The organism is Halopseudomonas nanhaiensis (assembly GCF_020025155.1).
GTDB classification, from domain to species: Bacteria; Pseudomonadota; Gammaproteobacteria; order Pseudomonadales; family Pseudomonadaceae; genus Halopseudomonas; species Halopseudomonas nanhaiensis.
This window is the reverse complement of sequence record NZ_CP073751.1, coordinates 3429230-3452741: the sequence shown is the minus strand read 5'-3', so window position 1 is coordinate 3452741 and position 23512 is coordinate 3429230. Positions and strand designations below refer to the sequence as shown.

Annotated in this window: 13 protein-coding genes; 8 read left to right on the top strand and 5 right to left on the bottom strand. The window is 61.3% G+C overall.

The window, feature by feature from the left end:
* Positions 1–81: 81 nt before the first annotated feature.
* Positions 82–1059, top strand: coding sequence for an NADPH:quinone oxidoreductase family protein (locus KEM63_RS15920; RefSeq protein ID WP_223653375.1), 978 nt, complete (start codon positions 82–84; stop codon positions 1057–1059).
* Between the two features lie 610 nt (positions 1060–1669).
* On the opposite strand, the gene trmL is transcribed toward KEM63_RS15920, so the two are convergent.
* The 5 genes from trmL to glnA all read right to left on the bottom strand — a co-directional run bounded on the left by trmL (position 1670) and on the right by glnA (position 7432).
* Complete coding sequence (trmL, locus tag KEM63_RS15915; RefSeq protein ID WP_223653373.1) at positions 1670–2134, bottom strand: tRNA (uridine(34)/cytosine(34)/5-carboxymethylaminomethyluridine(34)-2'-O)-methyltransferase TrmL; 465 nt, start codon at positions 2132–2134, stop codon at positions 1670–1672.
* Positions 2135–2395: 261 nt separating this feature from the next.
* Complete coding sequence (ntrC, locus tag KEM63_RS15910; protein ID WP_223653371.1) at positions 2396–3826, bottom strand: nitrogen regulation protein NR(I); 1431 nt, start codon at positions 3824–3826, stop codon at positions 2396–2398.
* A 4-nt stretch (positions 3827–3830) separates the two neighbouring features.
* A complete protein-coding gene (gene glnL / locus KEM63_RS15905; protein WP_223653370.1) occupies positions 3831–4910 on the bottom strand; it encodes a nitrogen regulation protein NR(II) in 1080 nt (359 codons plus the stop codon).
* A 309-nt stretch (positions 4911–5219) separates the two neighbouring features.
* Positions 5220–5888, bottom strand: coding sequence for a DUF4124 domain-containing protein (locus KEM63_RS15900; RefSeq protein WP_223653368.1), 669 nt, complete (start codon positions 5886–5888; stop codon positions 5220–5222).
* Positions 5889–6028: 140 nt separating this feature from the next.
* The gene (gene glnA / locus KEM63_RS15895; RefSeq protein ID WP_223653366.1) at positions 6029–7432 is read right to left on the bottom strand and encodes a glutamate--ammonia ligase; all 1404 of its coding nucleotides are present in this window, start codon (positions 7430–7432) and stop codon (positions 6029–6031) included.
* A gap of 309 nt (positions 7433–7741) precedes the next feature.
* Here glnA and thiI point away from each other — a divergent pair, with 309 nt between their 5' ends.
* The 7 genes from thiI (at position 7742) to KEM63_RS15860 (ending at position 23487) form a co-directional block, all read left to right on the top strand.
* Positions 7742–9193, top strand: a complete 1452-nt coding sequence (gene thiI, locus KEM63_RS15890) for a tRNA uracil 4-sulfurtransferase ThiI (RefSeq protein WP_223653364.1) — start codon at positions 7742–7744, stop codon at positions 9191–9193.
* A 299-nt stretch (positions 9194–9492) separates the two neighbouring features.
* Positions 9493–11304, top strand: a complete 1812-nt coding sequence (typA, locus tag KEM63_RS15885) for a translational GTPase TypA (protein ID WP_223653354.1) — start codon at positions 9493–9495, stop codon at positions 11302–11304.
* 82 nt (positions 11305–11386) lie between these two features.
* A complete protein-coding gene (locus tag KEM63_RS15880) occupies positions 11387–12316 on the top strand; it encodes a hypothetical protein (RefSeq protein ID WP_223653352.1) in 930 nt (309 codons plus the stop codon).
* A gap of 202 nt (positions 12317–12518) precedes the next feature.
* Complete coding sequence (locus tag KEM63_RS15875; protein ID WP_423747817.1) at positions 12519–14210, top strand: ShlB/FhaC/HecB family hemolysin secretion/activation protein; 1692 nt, start codon at positions 12519–12521, stop codon at positions 14208–14210.
* A 24-nt stretch (positions 14211–14234) separates the two neighbouring features.
* Positions 14235–22115 (top strand): two-partner secretion domain-containing protein, encoded by a 7881-nt coding sequence (locus KEM63_RS15870; RefSeq protein ID WP_223653343.1) that lies wholly within the window; start codon positions 14235–14237, stop codon positions 22113–22115.
* A 5-nt stretch (positions 22116–22120) separates the two neighbouring features.
* The gene (locus KEM63_RS15865) at positions 22121–22405 is read left to right on the top strand and encodes a hypothetical protein (protein ID WP_223653341.1); all 285 of its coding nucleotides are present in this window, start codon (positions 22121–22123) and stop codon (positions 22403–22405) included.
* Between the two features lie 374 nt (positions 22406–22779).
* Positions 22780–23487 carry a hypothetical protein gene (locus KEM63_RS15860; protein ID WP_223653340.1) on the top strand — a complete coding sequence of 236 codons (708 nt, stop codon included), beginning with the start codon at positions 22780–22782 and terminating at the stop codon, positions 23485–23487.
* Positions 23488–23512: the final 25 nt, after the last annotated feature.

Below are 23512 nucleotides of genomic sequence, written 5' to 3'. Positions count from 1 at the left end.
GCCATGGTGATTGACCGCTTGAGCGGGGGAGCGACTAGACTGTGGCAAATCCTCGTCAAGAACGTCACCAAGGGAGCCAACATGAAAGCCGTATTGTGCAAAGAATTCGGGCCTGCCAGCAGCCTCGTCCTCGAAGAAACCGCGGACCCGGTAGCCAAGAAAAACGAGGTCGTCATCGACATCCACGCGGCCGGCGTCAACTTCCCTGACACGCTGATCATCGAAGGCAAATACCAGCTCAAGCCGCCGTTCCCTTTCTCACCCGGTGGTGAAGCCGCAGGCGTGATCGCCAGCGTCGGCGAGAGCGTCAAGCACGTCAAGGCGGGCGACCGGGTCATGGCGCTCACCGGTTTCGGCAGCTACGCCGAGAAGATTGCCGTCGACGGCAACCGTGTGCTGCCGATGCCGCAGGACATGGACTACGTCACCGCTGCCGGTTTCAGCATGACTTACGGTACTTCCATGCATGCGCTCAAGCAGCGCGGCGAACTCAAGCCTGGCGAGACGCTGCTGGTGCTGGGCGCATCCGGTGGCGTGGGCCTGGCAGCGGTCGAGATCGGCAAGGCCATGGGCGCACGCGTGATCGCGGCAGCCTCCAGTGCGGAAAAGCTCGAAGTGGCCAAGCAAGCCGGCGCGGATGAACTGATCAACTACAGCGAAGACAGCCTCAAGGACAAGGTCAAGGAACTCACCGGCGGCAAGGGTGCGGATGTGATCTACGATCCGGTCGGTGGCGATCTGTTCGACCAGGCCGTGCGTTCGATCAACTGGAAGGGCCGTCTGCTGGTCATCGGCTTCGCCAGTGGCCGCATTCCTGAATTCCCGGTCAACCTGGCGCTGCTCAAGGGTTCGTCGATCGTCGGCGTATTCTGGGGCTCCTTCGCTGCGCGTGAACCGCAGGCCAATCTGGAGAACTTCCAGCAGCTGTTCGCCTGGTACAGTGAAGGCAAGCTCAAGCCGCTGGTATCGCAGACCTACAACCTTGAAGAGTACGAGCAAGCGCTGGACGTGCTGAGCTCGCGCAAAGCCGTAGGCAAGGTTGTGGTCAAGGTGCGCTAACTGCGCCCTGTCAGCCCCAACAAAGCCGGCCTCGCGCCGGCTTTGTTGTGTAAGGCGGACTATCGGCGGGAGGCGGCGCAGACGAGGCAAGCCGCTGTTCGCGCCCAGGTGCGCTCCTACAGAACCCCGCCAATCCCTGCGGATTCACATTCTTGTAGGAGCGGGCATGACCGCGAAGGGTTTACGCCGCTATTCGCGCCCAGGTGCGCTCCTACAGAAGCCCGCCAATCCCTGCAGATTCACATCCCGTAGAAGCGGGCATGACCGCGAAGGGTTTACGCCGCCATTCGTGCCCAGGTGCGCTCCTACAGAACCCCGCCAAACCCTGCAGATTCACATTCCCGTAGGAGCGGGCATGACCGCGAAGGGTTTACGCCGCTATTCGCGCCCAGGTGCGCTCCTACAGAAGCCCGCCAACCCCCGTGGATTCGCATTCCCGTAGGAGAGGGCATGACCGCGAAGGGTTTACGCCGCCATTGCCCAGGTGCGCTCCTACAGAACCCCGCCAAACCCCGCGGATTCGCATTCCCGTAGGAGCGGGCATGACCGCGAAGGGTTTACGCCGCCATTCGCGCCCAGATGCACTTACACGAGCCTACGGTTCGCGGGGCTACCCGCCACCTGTAAAATCATGCTGGCGCCACGCTTCAAAGATCAGCACCGCTGCGCTGTTCGACAGGTTCAGGCTGCGGCTGTCCGGTCGCATGGGGATGCGCAGCACCTGCTCGGCCGGCAGACTCTCGCGTACCTCGACCGGCAGACCGCGACTCTCCGGACCGAAAAGAAAAAGGTCACCGGGCTGATAGCGCACCTCGGTGAACGCACGGGTGCCCTTGGTGCTCAGCGCGAACACCCGCGGCGGCGACACGGCAGCCAGGCACGCCTCGAGCGTCGCGTAGGTATTCACCGCGGCGAACTCGTGGTAATCGAGTCCCGCCCGGCGCAGTCGCTTGTCGTCCAGCTCGAAACCCAGAGGCTCGATCAGATGCAGCTGGCATCCGGTGTTGGCGCACAGGCGGATGATGTTGCCGGTATTTGGCGGTATCTCGGGTTCGAGCAGGGCGATGTGAAACATGCGAGGGCTTCCGAACGCTGGGTCGGCGATAGTGTACAGACGGGTGCCGCGGCGACAACCCCAACCATTCGTGGACCTGCCACGATGCGAACGGCTGGTGAGCACCCTGCGGGAAGGGAACAGCGGAAGTTAAGGGCGAATCGAGGGAGAGGAAAAGTGCGGGCAAAAAAAAGGCGACTCCAGCCTGCCTGAACCGGAGCCACCCCAATACACCCGTAGTAGTTAAAGCATCAAGCGTGCCAATACTCTGAACGACGAGCTTTACTCGCTTTCGTCCTCGTCGTGCCCGTCGATATTCATCCCCAGCTCCTTGATCTTCCGGGTCAGGGTATTACGGCCCCAGCCCAGTAGCTGCGCGGCATCGCGGCGTCGGCCGGCGGTGTGCTTGAGGGCGGTTTCGATCATGATCCGCTCGAATGCTGGCACCGCGACATCGAGCAGATTGGTCACCCCGCGCGCCAGTTCCTGATCGGCCCACGTGCGCAAACTGTGCTCCCAATGCCCGTCGGGTGCACTTTCCTGGTGCTGAGTGAGCAGTTCCGGGGGCAGATCCTCGACGAGTACTTCACGGCTCGACGCCATGACCGTAATCCAGCGGCAGGTGTTTTCCAGCTGCCGCACGTTGCCCGGCCAGGGGAGCGTACGCAGGTAGTCCTGGGTCTGTTGCTTGAGCACCTTGGGTTCTACTGCCAGCTCCTGTGCAGCACGGGCCAGGAAGTGCTGCGCAAGGGCGGGAATGTCCTCACGGCGTTCGGCCAGCTTGGGAATGTGTATGCGGATAACATTCAAACGGTGGAACAGATCCTCGCGGAACTTGCCGGCTTGTACCAGTCCTTCGAGGTCCTGGTGCGTGGCCGCGATGATGCGAACGTCTACCTTGATCGGGGTATGCCCGCCGACACGGTAGAACTCGCCATCGGCGAGAACACGCAGCAGCCGGGTCTGGGTTTCAGCGGGCATGTCGCCGATTTCATCGAGAAACAGCGTGCCGCCATCCGCCTGCTCGAAGCGACCACGTCGCTGCACGGCAGCGCCGGTGAAGGCGCCTTTCTCGTGGCCGAACAGCTCCGACTCCATCAGGTCCTTGGGGATTGCCGCCATATTCAGGGCGATGAACGGGTTGCGCGCCCTTGGGCTGTGCCGATGCAGGGCATGGGCCACCAGCTCCTTGCCGGTGCCTGATTCGCCGTTGATCAGCACGGTAATGTTCGAATGCGAGAGCCGGCCGATTGCGCGGAACACCTCCTGCATCGCCGGGGCCTCGCCAATGATCTCGGGGGTCCGCGTTTGCGCCGTTTCCGGCTCCTGGCCTTCCTGCTCACGGCTGTGTGCCAGGGCGCGACGTACCAGGGCTACCGCTTCGTCAACGTCGAATGGCTTGGGAAGATACTCGAAGGCACCGCCCTGATAGGACGCGACGGCACTGTCCAAATCGGAGTGTGCGGTCATGATGATCACGGGCATGCGCGGGTGTTGATCGCGAATCTGCGCGAGCATTTCCAGCCCGCTGGTGCCCGGCATGCGGATGTCGCTGATCAGTACGTCGGGGTGTTGCCGTGAAAGCCGCGCCAGCGCGCTGTCGGCACTGTCGAAGCAGACCGGCTCCATCCCCTCCTGCTGCAGCGCCTTTTCCAGCACCCAGCGGATGGAGCGGTCATCATCGACAATCCAGACATTTTCGGCTCGGCTCATGGATTCACTCTCCGGGGCTGTGTTCCAGTGGCAGGAACAGGGTAAACAGGGTGCGGCCGGGTGCGCTCTCGCATTCGATCAGGCCCTGATGCTGGCTGACGATATTCTGCGTGATGGACAACCCCAGTCCGGTGCCTTCGGCACGGCCGCTGACCATGGGATAGAAGATGCTTTCGACGATGTCGTCGGGTATGCCGGGTCCGTTATCGATGATCTGGATTCGGCAGACCAGGCGGTGGCGCACCTGGCCGATGGTGAACTGGCGAAGGGCCCGGGTTTCCAGCGTGATTTCGCCTGTCTCCAGGCCTTGCGCTGCCTCGATAGCCTGCATCGCGTTGCGTACGATATTGAGCACAGCCTGAATCAACTGCTCGCGATCGCCCATGATGTCGGGAATGCTCGGATCATAGTCGCGCTGCAAGGTAAGGCGGCCCTGGGTCTCGGCCTGCAACAGGCTGATCACCCGCTCGGTGATCTCGTGAACGTTGAGCGGTTGCAGGTTCGGTGGTCGGTAGGGCCCGAGCATGCGATCGACCAGATTCCGCAGTCGGTCGGCTTCGGCGATGATCACGTCCGTATAGTCCTTCAGCGACTCTTCCGGGAGCTCGCGTGCCAGCAACTGCGCCGCCCCGCGGATGCCGCCCAGTGGATTCTTGATCTCGTGAGCCAGCCCGCGCACCAGAACCTTGGTCACTTCCTGTTTGGAGAGCTGCGCCTCTTCCTTGGTGATGCGCAACAACCTGTCGCGGGGGTACAGCTCCATCAGTATCCAGTCGCGTTCACCGGCAGTGATCGGGGTCACCGAATAATCGACCATCAACGCCTGACCGTTGGCCAGGTTCAGCTGCGCCTCGCGTTTGGTGAATGGGTCACCGGTTTTCAGCGAGCCGAGCAGCGACGCCAGGGCGGCGCTCGTATCGTTGAACAGCTCCCCGACCGGTTGGCGCAGCACGCGTTGCCCGCTGACCGCGAGCAACATTTCAGCGGCAGGATTGAGGTAGGTCAGGCGCAACTCGGCGTCCAGCAGCATCACGGCTGTGGTGAGATTGTCGAGGATCTGTCTGAGGTAACGGTCGGGCAGCATATCGGTATCCATAATGTGAGCATGGAAATGCAAGAAGCGAACCAATACAGGGCGCAAGCGTAATTGCTCTGTGCGATCCCGCGCGCGAACTCGCAACGTCCATGCTCGGGAAGCCGTCACAGGACCCTGAGCCTTTACAGGCGGGAAGGACAGGGCGATGGAGCGGGGTCCTTTGCGCGAAGAGCGGCTACTCTCCCACCGCCTGATCAATCGAGGGCGCTCGAATCCTTGGCAGCGCGTGCACAAAGAATGACACCCCAAAATAAAAAACGCACCTAAATGGTGCGCTTGTTGGTTGAGGGAGCGAATTCAGCCGCCGCTGCCGGCGCCACTGCCCGCCGCTGACGGGGCGGGCACATTGGGTGCGCGAGGAGCCGCGGGTGCGGTTGGCGCCTGATTGGCACCGCCCCGGCCGGGCTGGTTTAGCGAGGTGCGTTGAACATGCAGTATGACCGGCTCGCTTCGCTGCAGGGTTTCACCGCGAGCGTTGACCACTGCAACCGCAACGGCGTGGCTTCCGCGATCAACATTTGGCACCACCAGCTGATAAGTCGATTGTCCGATGCCTGGCGTGCTGACATCCGTGGGCTCTCCGTCCATTTCCACGCGCAGGAGATGACGGCTGCTCAATGGCGGGTCGGTCTCGACGGTCAGCACCACGCTGCCATCGTTGGCGCGCACCGGCTGATCGTCTGACGGATTGGTAATCGCCAGGCGCCGATAATTGGCCTGCTGCGAGCCGGAGCCGCCATCGGCCGACTGCGATTCGTCACGCTCCAGGCTCGGCATTTCTGGCGGCGGCTCGATGGTGTTCACCTTCGGTACTTCGACGCTCTGGCCTTTGCCATCCGGCGACTGCTGATCCGAATAGACGCGGTTTCCATCGGCGTCGGTCCAGGTGTAGACCTCGGCCTGCGCCGGCAACGCGACTATCGCGGTCACCAGCGACAGGGCCGCAAACAGGGTTGTGTTCTGCATCTACTTTCACTCCTTTGACGTTGGGTAAAGCGTCGCATCGGCTCGCGAGACTGGCAAGAGCAAGACGGCGCCCGGCGGACAGGCGAAAAAAAAGGGCGCCCGAAGGGCACCCTTTTTCGACTGCAGTGGCAGAACCAGGTTCAGACGCTGTAGTACAGGTCGTATTCCAGCGGGTGAACGAAGGTGCGCACCTTGATTTCTTCGGCCGCCTTCAGCTCGATGTAGGCGTCGATGAACTCGTCGGTGAATACGCCGCCCTTGGTCAGGAAGCCGCGATCGGCGTCCAGCGATTCCAGGGCTTCCTTCAGGCTGCCGCAAACCTGAGGGATCTTGTCCGCTTCTTCCGGCGGCAGGTCATACAGGTTCTTGTCAGCCGCATCGCCAGGGTGAATCTTGTTCTGGATGCCGTCCAGGCCAGCCATCAGCAGTGCAGCGAAGCACAGGTAGGGGTTGGCAGCCGGATCCGGGAAGCGGGCTTCGATACGGCGCGCCTTCGGGCTGGAAACGTACGGAATACGGATCGAGGCCGAACGGTTACGCGCAGAGTACGCCAGCATGACCGGCGCTTCGAAACCGGGAACCAGACGCTTGTAGGAGTTGGTCGACGGGTTGGTGAAGCCGTTCAGTGCCTTGCCGTGCTTGATGATGCCGCCGATGAAGTACAGGGCGGTGTCGGACAGGCCGGAGTAGCCTTCGCCAGCGAAGGTGTTCTTGCCATCCTTGGAGATGGACATGTGCACGTGCATACCGGAACCGTTGTCGCCATACAGCGGCTTGGGCATGAAGGTGGCGGTCTTGCCGTAGGCGTCAGCAACGTTGTGCACGCAGTACTTCAGCGTCTGCACTTCGTCAGCCTTCTTGGTCAGGGTGTTGAACAGCACACCGATTTCGTTCTGGCCGGCAGTCGCCACTTCGTGGTGGTGAACTTCCACCTGCAGACCCATTTCTTCCAGGGCGTTGCACATGGCGGTACGGATTTCGTGGTCGTGATCGACCGGCGGAACCGGGAAGTAGCCGCCCTTGACGCCCGGACGGTGACCCTTGTTACCGGTTTCGATGTCGGCGTCGGTGTTCCAGGAAGCCTGCTCGGAGAAGATCTTGAACATGGAGCCGGAGATGTCGGACTTGAATTTCACTTCGTCGAAGACGAAGAATTCGGGCTCCGGACCCACGAATACGGTGTCACCGATACCGGTGGACTTCAGATACTCTTCGGCGCGATGAGCGATGCCGCGCGGGTCACGGTCGTAACCCTGCATGGTCGACGGTTCGATGATGTCGCAAACGATGATCAGCGTCGGCTCTTCGGTGAACGGATCAAGAACGGAAGTGCTGTCGTCGGGCATGAGAATCATGTCGGAAGCTTCGATGCCCTTCCAGCCTGCGATAGAAGAACCGTCGAACATCTTGCCTTCTTCGAAGAAGTCGTCGTTGACGTCGCGAGCCGGCATGGTGACGTGCTGCTGCTTACCTTTGGTATCGGTAAAGCGCAGGTCAACCCACTTCACTTCGAACTCTTTGATCAGTTGAATCGCTTTCGACATGTTTTCCTCCAACAGGAATCATATGCCGGGCTTCTGGCCCGGCGCCTCAAATTTTGAGCGGGACTTACCGTTGATCCGCTTGCCTTACAACAGAGCAAAAGATGTGCCATTTCGGAGCATGCTCTGAAAGGCCCGCCTTACAGCCATCGCGCGTGTTTTCGCAGTGCTGCGCACCATTGTTGTGCACTCTATGGGTGCGCTACAGGGCTGGCATGCACAACTATAGTGCACTGGCGCAGTGTGCAAGGTTTCGCCGACCAGCGTCAGCCGGCGTATAATGCGCCGCTTTTGCGCACCTTACATCAGCAAATGAAACTCATCATAAAATTTTTCCCCGAAATCACCATCAAGACGCGCCCTGTACGCAAGCGCTTCATCCAGCAGCTCAAGGGGAATCTGAAGACGGTTCTCAAGGCCATCGACCCTGAAGCACGCGTCAGCGGCAACTGGGACTTTCTCGAAGTGAGCCTGGGTACCGACCCCGCGGTGCAGAAGCGTTGCATCGAGCGGCTGCGCAATACACCCGGCATCGCGCACTTCGTGGAAGTGCACGATTATCAGCTCGAGTCGCTCGAGCAGCTTGCCGATCTCTGCGTGGCGAACGTCGGCGATCAGATCCGCGGCAAGGTCTTCGCCGTCCGCTGCAAGCGCGTGGGCACGCATCCATTCAGCTCACCGGAAGCCGCGGCGTTCCTCGGCTCTGCGTTGGTCGAGCGCTGCGGCGCTGCCGGCGTATCGTTGAAGAACCCCGAAGTGTGGGTCGACGTCGAATTGCGCGATCAGCGCGTGCTGTTGATCCAGGCGCGGCACAAGGGCATGGGCGGGTTTCCGCTCGGCACCCAGGAACCGGTGCTGTGCCTGCTGTCCGGGGGCTTCGATTCCACCGTGGCAGCGTACTCGATGCTACAGCGGGGCCTGCTGCCTCATTTCATATTCTTCAACATGGGTGGTCGCGCCCATGAGCTCGGCGTCCGGCAGGTCGCGCATTACATGTGGGAGCGCTACGCCAGCAGCCATCGATTGCGTTTTATCAGCGTGCCGTTCGAAGGGGTGGTCGGTGAACTGCTGAAGAACATCGATAACCCGCTGATGGGGGTGGTGCTCAAGCGCATGATGCTGCGCGCAGCCAACCGGGTCGCCTGGCGGCTGGGGCTTGATGCACTGGTAACCGGCGAGGCGATTGCTCAGGTCGCCAGTCAGACGCTGCCGAATCTGCGGGTGATCGACGAGGCCAGCGATCTCCTCGTGCTGCGCCCGCTGATCACGACCAGCAAGACCGATATCATCAGCACCGCACGAGCGATCGGCACGGAAGGCTTTGCCAGCAGCATGCCGGAGTATTGCGGCATCATCTCGGTCAATCCGGCAATCCGCACCACGCCAAACCAGGTCGAGGCGGCCGAGGCCAACTTCGACTTGCAGATACTCGATGCCGCGATTGCTGCGGCCGGCTATCACGAGTGTCAGGAGCTGGACCAACCCATGGAGGGCATCAGTGATGTCGAGTTGGTAGATGAAGCGCTGACCGGCCAGATCGTCATCGATATTCGCCATCCGGACGAGCAGGAGCAGGCCCCTTTTGCCATCGAGGGAGTGGAGGTCAAGGCGATTCCGTTCTATGAGCTGTCGACCCGCTTCAAGGAGCTGGACCCGGCGCGCAACTATCTGCTGTATTGCCAGAAGGGCATCATGAGCCAGATGCACGCCCAGACCCTGGCCGATGCCGGGCATGGCCATGTCAGGGTTCTCCGGCCGAGGTAGCGGCCGGAGAACAGCGGTGAGCTTCAAGCTTCAAGCGGTAAGCTTGTCCGTGCGGGCCGCGGCCAAGGTGCTCAGGAATAGCGCTCGTCAATGCTTGACGCCATGCTGTCCAGCCGCACACTAGCTTGCAGCTTGCAGCTTGCAGCTTGCAGCTTGCAGCTTGCAGCTTGCAGCTTGCAGCTTTGCGAAGCCCCTCCGTCGCCCGTCCGGCGAAAAACCCTGTGCTGTCACACTGACCTCTGTATAATGCCCCCTCATTTTTATCTAGCCGGCCTCGCCGCGCCACCAGGAAGTCCATAGTGATCGAGAATCTCCGCAACATCGCCATCATCGCCCACGTTGACCACGGCAAGACCACGCTGGTTGATGCATTGCTGCGCCAGTCCGGCACGCTCGATCGCAAGGAGCTCGATTCCGAGCGCATCATGGACTCCAACGATCAGGAAAAAGAGCGCGGTATTACCATTCTGGCGAAGAACACCGCCATCAACTGGAACGGCTACCACATCAATATCGTCGACACCCCCGGCCACGCCGACTTCGGTGGCGAGGTAGAGCGTGTGATGAGCATGGTCGACTCCGTACTGCTGCTGGTCGACGCGGTCGACGGCCCGATGCCGCAGACCCGCTTCGTGACTCAGAAGGCCTTCCAGGCCGGTCTGCGCCCGATCGTGGTGGTGAACAAGATCGACCGTCCGGGCGCACGTCCGGATTGGGTCATCGATCAGGTGTTCGACCTGTTCGACAGCCTCGGCGCCTCGGAAGAGCAGCTCGACTTCCCCTTCGTCTACGCCTCGGCCATCAACGGCATCGCCGGCCTTGATCCGGAAGACATGGCAGAAGATCTGGTGCCGCTGTTCCAGACCATCGTTGACCGCGTACCGACTCCGGAGGTCGATCTGGACGGCCCTTTCCAGATGCAGATCTCCGCGCTGGACTACAACAGCTTCCTCGGCGTGATCGGCATCGGCCGCATCCGTCGCGGCAAGATCAAGGCCAACAGCCCGGTCATCGCCATCGACGCCGAAGGCAAGAAGCGCAATGGTCGTATCCTCAAGATCATGGGTCACCACGGCCTGCAGCGCGTTGAAGTCGCTGACGCTCAGGCTGGCGATATCGTCTGCATCAGCGGTTTCGATCCGCTGTTCATCTCCGACACCCTGTGCGACCCGCAGAACGTCGAAGCCATGACCCCGCTGACCGTCGATGAGCCCACCGTGAGCATGACCTTCCAGGTCAACGATTCGCCGTTTGCCGGCAAGGAAGGCAAGTTCGTCACCAGCCGCAACATCAAGGAGCGTCTGGAAAAGGAACTGCTGCACAACGTTGCCCTGCGTGTTGAAGAGGGCGACAGCGCTGACAAGTTCAAAGTCTCCGGTCGTGGCGAACTGCACCTGTCGGTTCTGATCGAAACCATGCGTCGTGAAGGCTTCGAGCTGGGCATTTCCCGTCCGGAAGTGGTCATCAAGGAAGTCAACGGCGAGAAGCAGGAGCCCTACGAAAACGTCACCATCGACATCGAAGAGGCTCATCAGGGCCCGATCATGGAGCAGATGGGTCTGCGCAAGGGCGATCTGTCGAACATGGTTCCGGATGGCAAGGGCCGTGTACGTCTTGAGTACACAATCCCGGCGCGTGGCCTGATCGGCTTCCGTAACTCGTTCCTGACCATGACCTCCGGCTCCGGCATCATGACCAGCACCTTCAGCCACTACGGGCCGATCAAGGCCGGTGAAGTGGGCCAGCGCCAGAACGGCGTACTGGTCTCGATGGCGACCGGCAAGGCGCTGACCTACTCGCTGGAAACCCTGCAGGACCGCGGCAAGCTGTTCCTCGAGCCCGGCCAGGAAATCTATGAAGGCCAGCTGGCCGGTATCCACAGCCGCGACAATGACCTGGTGATCAACCCCACCAAGGGCAAGAAGCTCGACAACATGCGCGCCTCCGGCAAGGATGAAACCATCCAGCTGGTACCGCCGGTCAAGTTCACCCTTGAACAGGCCCTCGAGTTCATCGATGACGACGAGCTGGTAGAAGTGACGCCCAAGTCGATCCGCTTGCGCAAGAAAGTGCTCAACGAAAACGAGCGCAAGCGCGCCAGCAAGAACTAAGCGTGCGCTGACCTGCAAAAACCCGCCCGGGCGACCTGGCGGGTTTTTGCTTGTTTGAGCAGTCCGCTTAACAGGAGTCGGAATGACCGGTATTCAAATCAATCGCAAGTCCCTGCGCCGCTGGTGCCTGGGCATCCTCTGCGGTTTGATTCCCGTTGTCCCGAGCGTCGCTGAAACTGCCAGCCCGGAAGCTACCGCTCGAGAGCCCCTGAACTGGACCGTATGGCCGCTGCCAGGCGTGGTCAACGTACGTGACGGTCAGCCTACCGATGGCGCAACCATGGACATGCTGCGGCTGGTGATGTCGAAGCTGCCGGCGTTCGAAGCACAGTACCGGCTGGGCAACCGCTTCCGCCAGCAGCAGGAGATGCAGCAAGGCCAGGACTTCTGTTCCACCCCGCTGTTCCGCCGCGCGGATACCGACGAGTACGCCTACTTCATCCCTTTCATGGCCAGCACCCCGATCCAGATGGTGATTCGGCGCAGCGCAGCGGCGGATTTCCCCATCGAGGACGGCGCGATTTCCCTCGCGGCGCTCGCCGAGCGGGACGATCTGCGCGGTGGATATTCCGGCTTTCGTACCTACCCGCCAGTGATCTCCAGCTGGCTGGAGCAGGCCCGGCGAGACGACCGAATCGAGCGGGCCACTGGCACCCCCAGCGGCGAAAATCTGTTGCGGATGGTCAGCCTGGAGCGGATCGATTACGCGTTCGAGTTTTCCATCCTGATCAACACGGTGAACAAGCGCCTGCGCAATGGTGAAGCGTTGAGGGGTGTGCCGATCAAGGGGCATGGCGCCCTGATCGACGCGGGGATCTACTGCTCCCGCACACCCTGGGGCAAGCGCGTCGCCGGTGAACTCGACCGGGTCATCCGGGAGCTGGCCAGCGACCCGGAGACCTTTTTGGCACTGTACCGGCCCTGGGTGCCTGAAGACACCTATGCGCTCTACCAACACGATCTGCGCGCCTATTACCGGCAGCGCGCCTCACGTACCACACCCATCGATTAGCTTTCCAAACCGTGACCGCTTGGTCATGCACGGAATAGACGGTCGTTCAAGCGGTCACCTGACCATTGGTCTGTGGGTGGCCATCTTTATGCCATCTTCGTGACGCCTTTCCCCATTCCATCTTTCTTGCATGGCTCAGCGACATCAGTCTGGCAATAATCCGCCCGGTGAATGTCTAGCTGTTACCAGGGAAGGTGTTGTAATGCGGATTGCATTGAGCGCAATGACTGCGCTGGCTGTAGTGCTGTGGTGTCCGATCGTTCTTGCCCAGGCCACGCCGGGCGATATCAACCTGATTCGTGATCGCCAGGAGCAGCTCCTGCGCGAGCAGCAACAACGGCTGCAGGAGCTGCAATCGCTGCCCGGCAGCACGCCGGATCGCCAGCCTGCGCTGGGCGCCGAACCCGATCGCTGCTTCCAGATCGATCGTATTCGTCTTCAGGGCGTCAGCCTGCTCGACGCACCAACCCAACAAGACCTGATCGAGCCGTACCAGGGCCAGTGCCTCGGCGCGACCGGCCTGAATGACCTGCTCAAACACATCACCGCCCGCTATCTTGATCGCGGCTTTGTGACTGCGCGCGCCTATCTGCCCCAGCAGGACATGAGCGATGGTGAGCTTGAAGTCATCCTCATCGAAGGGCGGCTGGAAGGGTTCGACGGTGCTGGCCTGGCGTCGGATCGCGAAATGGCCATGGCCTTCCCGGGCGCAGTCGGCGAGCACCTCAACCTGCGTGAACTGGAGCAGATGATCGACCAGCTGGGTCGGCTTCCTTCGCGACAGGTGCAGATCGAGCTGTTACCGGGCGAGCAGATGGGCGGCAGCCGCGTTCAGCTCAAGGGGCTGCGCAGCAAACCCTGGCAGGTTGCGCTTGGCCGACACAACGATGGCCAACTCGGCACCGGCGAGCAGCAATGGGAGGCCGCGCTGGCCTGGGATAGCCCCCTTGGACTGGCCGACCAGTTGCGGCTGCGTACCGGTGGCGATGCGGTCAGCGACCACTGGCGGCACTCTTCCAACCAGAGCCTGTTCTATAGCGTGCCCTACGGCTGGTGGACGGCGAGCTACGCCTATAGCCAGAGCTATTACCGAACCCTCAACCAGGCCGCTAACTTCGATTTCACCTCCGACGGCGAGAGCAAGCGGCACCAACTGACGCTGGAGCGCACCCTGCATCGCGACAGCGTTGGCAAAACCGGCGCTGCGGTCGGCCTGGCGCACCTGCGCACGCGTAACTACATCGAAAACTCTCTGCTCGACTCCTCCAGCCACCGGCTGAGCGAACTGCAGCTGGGTGTCAATCACGGCCGGCGTATTGGCGGGGCTTTCGTCAATGGCGATATCGGCTGGCAGCATGGCATCGGCGCATTCGATGCGCAGAGCAATGGTCGCCCACGGGGCAGCCAGCCGGTCGCCAACTACAACAAGTACACGCTCACCCTCAGCTACCTTCAGCCGCTGCGCCTATGGGACGAGAGCTTCAGCGTCGAAAGTCTGATCTACGGCCAACGTAGTGAAGACGTACTCTTCGGCCCCCAGCGGATGAGCCTGGGTGGGCTGGCGTCGGTGCGGGGTTTCAAGGAGCAATCGCTCGCCGGTGACAGCGGCTTTTACTGGCGCAACAACCTTCGCTGGCGGCAAGCCGTGACCTTCGCGCCGCTCACCCCCTGGGTCAGCGAGTACGGCGTAGCCCTGGGCTACGACCTGGGCGCGATTCGGTCCGACGAGTACAACCCGGGGCAGAGCGGCCGGCTCAGCGGCAACGCGCTGGAGCTGTCGTTGCGCGGCAAGCACATCGCCGCAAGCGTGACCTTTGCCCAATCGCTGGTGCGCCCGGACGCGTTACCCCGCGACGAGAACCCGACCTATTTCCGTATCGATCTGTTTTTCTGATCAGTTGTTTCAGGGATGAATACCATGGATACCCGCAGCCCTCTGTTCCAGAACGTCGCCGCCATTCTAGTCGGCGTGTTGTTCATCAATCCGGTCGTCGCCATGGGCGCCGACCTTGCCCTGGACGCAGCCGCCGGCGGCAACGCCAGCCTGGGTCAGGCGGGCAATGGCGTGCCGGTGGTCAACATTGCCACCCCGAGCTCTGCGGGGCTATCGCACAACCGCTTCAATGAATACAACGTGGGCCAGCAGGGGCTGATCCTGAACAATGCCACGGGTGCGACCAACAGCACCCAGCTGGGCGGCATCATTCTGGGTAACCCGAACCTGTCCGGCGGCGCAGCCGGGCTGATTCTCAACGAGGTTACCGGCGCCAACCCGAGTAATCTGCGCGGCTATACCGAGGTGGCGGGCCAGCGCGCCGGGGTGATCGTCGCCAACCCCCACGGCATCACCTGTGATGGCTGCGGTTTCATCAATACCCCGCGCGTCACCCTGAGTACCGGCAAGCCGATCATCGAGCAGGGTGCACTTCGCCAGTTCGACGTCGACGGCGGGGCGATTCGCATCGAAGGCGCCGGCCTCAACGCCAGCAATGTCGACCGCTTCGATCTGATCACCCGCAGCGCGCAGATCAACGCCAACCTGCACGCCAACCAGCTGAACATCGTCACCGGCCGCAACCAGGTCGATGCGGATTCACTGGCTGCCACCGCCAAGGCCGATGACGGCAGTGACAAGCCCGCCCTGGCACTCGACAGCTCCGCGCTGGGCGGTATGTACGCCGGCGCCATTCAGCTGATCGGTACCGAGCAGGGCGTCGGCGTGCGGCTGGCTGGCGACATGGCAGCACATGCTGGTGATATTCATATCGACGCCAACGGCAATCTGAGCATGGCGCGTACGGCGGCGGCGGGGGATGTACGCATCGCCGCCAATCAGGTCGATCTGACTGCCGATACCTATGCGGAGGGTCAGGCGTCCGTAAAGGCCAGGGAAGCCCTGACCGTACACGACAGCCTGGCTGCCGCGGGAGCGGTTCAGCTCGCTGCCGATACCGTAGTCAACCGAGGCGTCATCGAAGCGGGTGTCGCTGCCGGTGGCACCAGCAATTTCAGCTCGGATCTCAACGTCTCCGCCAACAATCTAGTGAACGAAGGCAGTTTGCTGGCGAGCGGTTCGGCGGCTATCCAGGCTAGTGGAACACTGGACAACCGCCAGGGTACGGTTGCCGCCGACGACCTGCAGATTTCAGCCGCAGCGCTGCTCAATGCTGACGGCCGTGTATTGGCCGACACCCAGCTTGCGGTACGAGCCAGCCAGCTCGACAACCAGCAGGGCGTGATGCACAGCGGCCAGACTGCCAAGCTCAACGTGGCCAACACGCTGGATAACCGCGGCGGCGATATTATCGCCATGGGTGAGATGCAGCTTTCCGCTGGCGCGCTGGACAACAGCACGAACGGGTGGGTCGCAAGCGCCGGAGCAGCACGCGTCGAGTCCGCAACCATTACCAACCAGAACGGCGAAATCTCCAGCCAACAGAGCCTGGCGTTAATCGCCGGTCAGATGAACAACGGTGAGGGCCGCGTGATCGCTGGTACCTCACTTGATGCGCAGGTTAGCCAACTCGACAACCGCGCCGGGCTCATCTCCGGCATGGCCGGGATCGCTCTCGTTGGCGACAATCTGGACAACAGCAGCCAAGGAACACTGTCCAGCCGCGAGGGGGCGGTGTCTGTCACGCTGTCCGGCAAACTGGATAACCATAGCGAAGGGGCTGTCGTCAGCGCGGGTGCGCAGCAGCTACAGGTCGGCTCGATCGATAACGGCGCGGGCGGCATCCTGTCCAGCCAGAGTAACCTGAGCATTGTTGCGCAGCAGACGCTGGACAACTCCGTCGGGGTGATCAGTGCAGGCTCTGGTCTGACCATCGACGCCTCAGAGCTGATCAACCAGGACGGGCAGATGCAGAGTGCCGGCCCGTTCGCGCTAACGGCAGCCAGCCTCGATAACCGTACCGGGCAACTGGCCAGCGGCGGCACACTGACGGTCAGACTGACCAATGCACTGTTCAATAATGCTGGCCAGCTTACGGCAGCCGGGCCGTTACGAATCGAAGCGACGCGAATCGACAACAGCAACGGCTACCTGGCCAGCAATCAGCTGCTGAATCTCTTTGGCGTCGACCTGCTGAATATGGGCGGATCGATCGTCGCCACTGACGCTTTCGCCGTCAATATGAGCGGCACCCTCGACAACAGCGGTACCGGATTGCTACTAAGCCGCAATGCAACTGTGACGCTGGACGCTGGCGAGGTCCGTAACGGCGCAGGGACCGTCCAGGCCGCCAGCGACGTGGTCGTCAACACGGCCGGAGCTCTCGACAACCGTGGTGGGCAGCTAATCGCCCAAGGCGACCTCGAGGTAAACGCGGCACAACTGAACAACAGCAACAACGGGCTCTTGAGTGCGGCCTCTGGATGGTTGACTGCACGCATCAGCGGCGCGGTGAGCAACATCGCGGGCGTGCTGCAGGCCGAGTCGGTTAACCTCAATGCGGGTGTCGTGGATAACAGTCAGGGTCGCATTACTGCGCTGGCCGGCGATGCGAGCATTCAGGCAGGCAGCCTGACCAATCGCCAAGGCAATCTGTTGGCAAGCGGCAATCTGGCTCTTGATAGCACCCTACTTGATAACAACCTCGGCCGCATCGGCGCGCAATACATCGAGTTGTCCGCAAGCGATCTGCTCAACGTAAACGGCTTGATCGAAAGCGACTCGCACCTGGTGTTGAATACCGGAACGCTGGACAACCGTAACGGCAGCCTGCGCGCGCTCGGTCAGACTGGCACCACCTCGATTATCACCCGCTCTACGCTGGATAACCGCAGCGGCACCATCGAAAGCGCCAACACGGACTTGCGGCTCAATCTCGGTGGGTTGCTTAACGCCGGTGGCACCGCCAGGCACGTCGGTACCGGCCGCCTGGACGTAGCTAGCCAGACTGTTACTCAGGCCGGAGGCAGCCTGATCACCCACGGCGATCTCACGCTAGACGCCGCCGAATGGATTCACGAAGGCCTGCTCCAGGCGGCGAACCTCACGCTGAACGTGGGCCGGTTCACGCAGAATCAGACTGGCCGCATCATCGCTAGCGATTCACTCGTAGCAACCGGTGGGCACTGGACCAACCACGGCTTGCTGACCAGCGATGGCACGCTCGATCTGCGCTTGACCGGTACCTATAACGGCACCGGAACGCTCTCCAGCCTCGGTGACATGAGCTTTGCGGCCCACACGGTGGACCTTGCCAGTGCCGGCCGCACGGGTGCCGGTGGCAACGCAACTGTCAGCATCACCCATGCGCTCACCAACCATGGCCGCCTGACGGCCGGGCAGGACCTGAGCCTCACGACGGGTTCGCTGTACAACTACGGCACGCTGGGCGCAGGGGAGGATGTACGCCTGCAGGCTGCCTCTCTACTGAACCAGGGTGGTCTGCTGTTCAGTGGCAGCGATATGCACCTGCGTGGTAACGCGCTGACCAACCTGCGCGGCGATATCTACAGCCTCGGCGACCTTTCCTTCGCAGCCAACGATGCAGGCGCGCTTGCCGGCCGCTTCAGCAACCTGTCCGGAACGGTCGAGAGTCAGGGGAACCTGTCCATAGCGGCGAGCTTCCTGGAAAACGCTCGTGAAACGCTGGATATCGTGACCGAGAAGGTCTCGGCACGGTTGATCTACCTGGGGTGTGGTGACTGTGGCGGCACCAAGGAAAGCTCTTACTTCGACCTGGAAGAAGTCGATCGTACCTCGGCGACCCGTGTTAGCCCGCAGGCGCAGCTTCTGGCCGGCCAATCCATGCGTTTGCATAGCGATGTGCTGGAAAACCGGTACAGCCTGCTAGCCTCTGGCGCGAATCTTCGCATCGACACCGGTACGCTCCTGAACAAGGGAGCCCAGACCGGCGATGTCACCACTGTGCGTAAACTCAGTGCTTATCGCGTCTACCAACGATATGTCGACGCGAGACGGGCCGAGTCCAACGAATTCAATGACCGCAATTGGATAGATAGTCCGACCTATGCCCCGAATGACATTACTGCGGATATCGACTATTTCTTCCGTCACATCAGTCTCGACGAAGGGATCAGGGAGCCGGTTTACACCAACCGGGTCGACTACCACGCCACCATCCAGGCTGCCGGCGATGTCACCATCAACGCCGCCGAGCGCATCGATAACAGCGTCATCCGCCCCGGCTTCGCTTACACCTCTGGCGGTAACCGCACGCAAAGCACCAATCCCGGTACGGGTCAGGCTACCTATGTCGTTCTCAACCCGCACTTGCCGCCGGATCTTCAGCAACAGCAGGTCGACCCGCTAAGCCTGCCCGGCTTCAGCCTGCCGCAGGGCGAGAACGGCCTGTTTCGTCTCAGTGGTCAGTCAGGCCAGGCCCCGAATCAGCCTGGCGCAGTGCCGAATCAGGGCGCGATCGTCACGCCTGGCAACACGGCGCCGGCCCAGCGCTACCTGATCGAGACCAACCCAGCGCTGACCGATCTGCGTCAGTTCCTCGGCTCGGACTACATGCTCGCGCGCCTGGGCGGCAACCCCGACGACACGCTCATGCGCCTGGGCGATGGCCTGTACGAACAGCGTCTGGTGCGTGAGGCCATCGTCGCGCGCACCGGCCAACGCTTTCTCGCCGGCATGACCAGCGACGAAGCCATGTACCGCTACCTGATGGACAACGCCATCGCCAGCAAGGACAGCCTGCAGCTAAGCCTGGGCGTGGCACTGACCGCTGAACAGGTCGCCGCGCTTACGCACGACATCGTCTGGATGGAAGAGCGTGAGGTCATGGGCCAGCGGGTGCTGGTGCCGGTGTTGTACCTGGCCCAGGCCGAAGGGCGCCTGGCGCCAAACGGCGCGCTGATTCAGGGGCGCGACGTAGCGCTCATCAGCGGCGGCGAACTGCGTAACCAGGGCACGCTGCGCGCCTCGCGCGATCTGGCGGCCAGCGCTCAGAACCTCGACAACCGGGGCCTGCTCCAAGCCCATGAACGGGTGCAGCTGCTGGCGCTGGACAGCATTCGCAACAGTGCCGGCGGCATCATCGCCGGGCGTGAGGTATCCGCCACGGCGCTCACCGGCGATATCATCAACGAGCGCAGCGTTGCCACCCATCAGAGTGAGCGCGGCGAGCGTGCCATGCACCGTCAGGACTTCCTCGACAGCAGCGCGCGGATCGAAGCCAGTGGTGATCTGGCGCTCAACGCCGGGCGGGACCTGCTCAATATCGGCGGTGCCATGAGCGCCGGCGGCAACGCCGAACTGAGCGCCGGGCGGGATCTGCTGATAGCCAGCCAGCGCACTGAAGAAGCCACCCGGCTGCGTGACCGCCGGTCAACGCTCGATCAGCAGATCATCACCCAGCACGCCGGTGAGCTGCAGGTTGGGGGTAATGCTTCGCTTCAGACCGGGCGTGACCTGGCAGTGGTCGGCAGCAAGGTCGAGGCAGGGGGTGACGTGCTGCTCCAGGCGGGTGGCGACCTGACCCTCGCCGCTGCGGCCAACGAATCGCACTTCGAGTATCACCGCGATGGTGGCGGCAAGAAGATCGATGCCGTACGCACCGACATCGTCCAGCAGGCGGCTGAGATCAAGGCCGGCGGCAGCGTGGTTGCCGTCTCCGGTGGCGACACCAACCTGGTCGCCAGTCACATCAGCGCAGGCGACGAAGCCTACGTTTACGCCGGCGGCGATCTGAACTTGCTGGCCGCGGATGACCTGCACTATTCGCTGTACGACAAACAATCCAAAGGCTCCTGGGGCCGCAAGGAAACCCGGCGCGACGAAGTCACTGACGTGCGCAGCGTGGGCAGCAGCATTTCAGCGGGCAGCGATGTCACGCTGATCAGCGAAGGCAGCCAGCGCTACCAGGGCGCGCGGCTGGAAAGCGGTGCCGATATCACGCTGGACAGCGGCGGCACGGTCACCTTCGAAGCGGTAAAAGACCTGCACCAGGAAAGCCACGAGAAGAGCAAGAGCGACTGGGCCTGGAATTCGGCCAAGGGCAAGGGCACCACCGACGAAACCCTGCGCCAGAGCCAGCTCATCGCCCAGGGTAACCTCGCCATCCGCGCTGCCGAAGGCGTGCAGATCGACATCAAGGAAATCGACCAGAACACCGTCAGCCGGACCATCGACGCCATGGTCCAGGCCGATCCGGATCTGGCCTGGCTTAAGGAGATGGAAGCACGCGGCGACGTGGATTGGCAGACCGTGAAGGAAGTACACGACTCGTTCGAGTACAGCCATTCGGGGTTGGGGGTTGGGGCGCAGTTGGTGATTGCGATTGCTGTCGCGGCGATTGTTGGGCCTGCGGTTTCGGGTATGGCTGGAGGCGGCGGCATGGGAGCAGCGGCCGGTGCAGCAGCAAGCGGCGCGGCCACCACCGCGAGCGTCAGCTTTATCAATAACCGAGGCGACCTAGGCGCGGTATTCAAGGACGTTACTTCGAGCGACGCGATCAAGGGTTATGCGACTTCGGCATTGACGGCAGGTGTAACGGCGGGCTACCTGGATCAAGCGTTCGGTGTGGAAACCGACTTTATCAACCACACCACTAAAGGCTTCAAGATTGGCACCATCGGCGGCGCTGCGAAGTTCGGCTCGCACCTCGCCGCTCAGGGCGCCATCCAGGCGGGGAGCCAGACGCTCATCAACGGTGGCAGCTTCAGCGAGAACCTTGAAGCTGCGCTGACCGCACAGGTTTACCACTTGGCGCAGGCCATTGCCTTCAATGCAGTGGGCGATGTGGCTCGCTCGCAAAACTTCGCCGAAGGTGGCTTGGAGAAAACGGCGTTACACGCCCTGACAGGGGGGCTGATCAGTAAGGCGATGGGACAGGATTTCGCGACCGGGGCTTTGGCTGCTGGGGCGAATGAAGCACTTGTCGAAAAGCTTTCGCGCTACGTCGAGCTGAATAACGGACTGGAGCAGGCTGCTTCTCAGATTGTTGGTACCGTTGCTGCTGGCGTAACGGGCGGCGACGTGCATCATGGTGCGGACCTTGCAAAGAATGCTACGGCTTATAATCGGCAGTTGCACTTTGAAGAAAAAGCGCTTGCACGAAAGCTCGCGGAAAGAAGTGAGGGACGCTTCACGGTTGAGCAAATCGAAGACCAGCTTCGAATTGCTGCCATCAATGGGACCGACATCAATGCTTCTACTGATATGCTGGCCGCAGAAGACGGAATATATGACTTCGACGGAAATTGGCGCCCAATCGGCGACAAATATGTCCAGCTTTTCGGAGATGCGAATCGCGACGTCATCGCCTATATCAAAGAGCACACTGATACCTATGCATGGACGCCTTCCGTTGAATTCGGCTATACACCTGACCCTAGGTACTCTGGGATTCCCAGAGGAGGCGATGCGCCACGTGACCGGCTGACGGGTTACGTATTGGACGAAGACGGCGGCTACCGGGTGTCTGTAGTGATCGAAGGAACGTCCCACTCCCCGCGGTTTCGCTCTTGCGGAGATGCCGAATGTTTAGCGGTTGGGGCGAATATCGATTTCTCCGATCCCGCTACGAAACGCTGGATACAAGCTGTCGACGCGCAAACGGCAGATAAGCTTGGCAAAGCTTTCGCGGCTTCGGCTATCGTCGGGCCTTCAAGCTTAGCGGTCGGCTCAACCGGGTTAGGAATCGTAGCGGCGTATCTGAAAGGGGATTCCGCAGGGGCAGTTGGGGCGGCGGTGCTTGCAGAGGGCTTCAACCGTTACGCTGTGGCTCGCGGCCTTACTCCAAGCCAAGCGACAAAGCTCAGCAGCGCTATCGACCTTGCGGGTGGATGGCAGAAACTTGTGGAAGTGGGTCGAGAGTAAAGGCGATGAATTTAGAACACTGGCTTTTTCGCCACCGACATATGGTATGGGCGATTCTCGGAGTTGCCGCTATCACGAATCTGTTGCTCTCATGGGATGAACGCAACACCATGGTATTGGTCATGGTGTTGCAGATAATGTCCGGAAGCGCGATATATAGTTATGTCGCCGGCAAAGATATTTTTATTGGACTCGCCGCTGTTTCAAAAAAAGCTTCAAATTTTGAACGCCGAACGGTGGCAGCGGTTGCTTTGCTCTGCTTCGTTGGGCTCTTATGGGTTGGTGAATAGCAGTCATCAATCCAGATTTTCGGGCGAACTTTCAGAAAAAAGGGGACAGATTGAACTGACTCCGGTTTCACGGACAGGGACAGGGGCTAGATCAATCTGTCCCCTTTTTTTGCTGTGTGGGTATTGCTCTGCTCGTTCAGCGGGCCTGGGCAACCATGCGCCGTTAACCCGCCGACGACCGGCCTAAAGTTCGCTCGCTCCAAGGCGATAGGCCTCTTGCGAGGCTATGAAGCCTTGGAACGATTCTTCCCCGCCTGGTGATGCGCTGCGCAACGTCATCATTCGATGTGCAGCGGCCGGGTGGTTACAAGGATGATCGGAGCAAATTCGTTGTGGCGGATGCCGCAGCGGTACGAGTAAACGTGGAGAGTGCAATGAAAGGGATGTTGCAGGTAGTGGGGTTAGGGATCGTCGCGGCAGTCATCTCTGGCTGCTCGGGGGTGCAAACCAAAGGGCTGACGGCGGATGATTCACTGGCGCTCAAGGATAAGTCAGTCGCCGTGGCACGCTATGCAGATCTGCCAGACTTTGCCGCGCAAACGGCGGTCAACGTGCAGTTCGGAATGATCGGCTACGCAACAGCCGTTTCCAACGGTAATGCCATTATTCGCAACCAGAAGATTGCCGACCCTGCGCTGACGATCGCTCAGCGACTGGGCGAAGGGTTGAGGGGGCAGCATAACGTCACGATCAGCGAGCCGGCCAATCTGGTCATGCACAAGAGCAGCGTCGGCGACATCGTCAAGGCGTACGGCGATCACGATTTCATCCTCGACGTGAAAACCGTTGGCTGGCGGTCGATCTACTTTCCGTCTGACTGGAACAACTACAAGGTCATCTATGCGGCCCACGCCCGGCTGATCGATGCCAAGACCAGCAAGGTGGTAAGTGAAGGCGTGTGCACGCACATGCCGGAATACACGGATACGGATTCGGCGCCGTCATACGAAGCGCTGGAAGACGGGACCGGGCTCCGCGCTGCCCTCGCCGGTTCCATCGATTATTGCGTAGCCGATATTCGTACCAAAACCGGTATGCCTGCAGCCGCCGCGCAGCCGCGGTTCGCAGTTACCTCGCAGTAAGCAGGATCTGACATACCTTGACGCA

Bases quoted from the DNA above. Each gene is read 5' to 3' on its own strand.
- KEM63_RS15920 (WP_223653375.1), top strand. From the start codon at position 82: ATGAAAGCCGTATTGTGCAAAGAATTCGGGCCTGCCAGCAGCCTCGTC.
- trmL (WP_223653373.1), bottom strand. From the start codon at position 2,134: ATGTTTCACATCGCCCTGCTCGAACCCGAGATACCGCCAAATACCGGC.
- ntrC (WP_223653371.1), bottom strand. From the start codon at position 3,826: ATGAGCCGAGCCGAAAATGTCTGGATTGTCGATGATGACCGCTCCATC.
- glnL (WP_223653370.1), bottom strand. From the start codon at position 4,910: ATGCTGCCCGACCGTTACCTCAGACAGATCCTCGACAATCTCACCACA.
- KEM63_RS15900 (WP_223653368.1), bottom strand. From the start codon at position 5,888: ATGCAGAACACAACCCTGTTTGCGGCCCTGTCGCTGGTGACCGCGATA.
- glnA (WP_223653366.1), bottom strand. From the start codon at position 7,432: ATGTCGAAAGCGATTCAACTGATCAAAGAGTTCGAAGTGAAGTGGGTT.
- thiI (WP_223653364.1), top strand. From the start codon at position 7,742: ATGAAACTCATCATAAAATTTTTCCCCGAAATCACCATCAAGACGCGC.
- KEM63_RS15880 (WP_223653352.1), top strand. From the start codon at position 11,387: ATGACCGGTATTCAAATCAATCGCAAGTCCCTGCGCCGCTGGTGCCTG.
- KEM63_RS15875 (WP_423747817.1), top strand. From the start codon at position 12,519: ATGCGGATTGCATTGAGCGCAATGACTGCGCTGGCTGTAGTGCTGTGG.
- KEM63_RS15870 (WP_223653343.1), top strand. From the start codon at position 14,235: ATGGATACCCGCAGCCCTCTGTTCCAGAACGTCGCCGCCATTCTAGTC.
- KEM63_RS15865 (WP_223653341.1), top strand. From the start codon at position 22,121: ATGAATTTAGAACACTGGCTTTTTCGCCACCGACATATGGTATGGGCG.
- KEM63_RS15860 (WP_223653340.1), top strand. From the start codon at position 22,780: ATGAAAGGGATGTTGCAGGTAGTGGGGTTAGGGATCGTCGCGGCAGTC.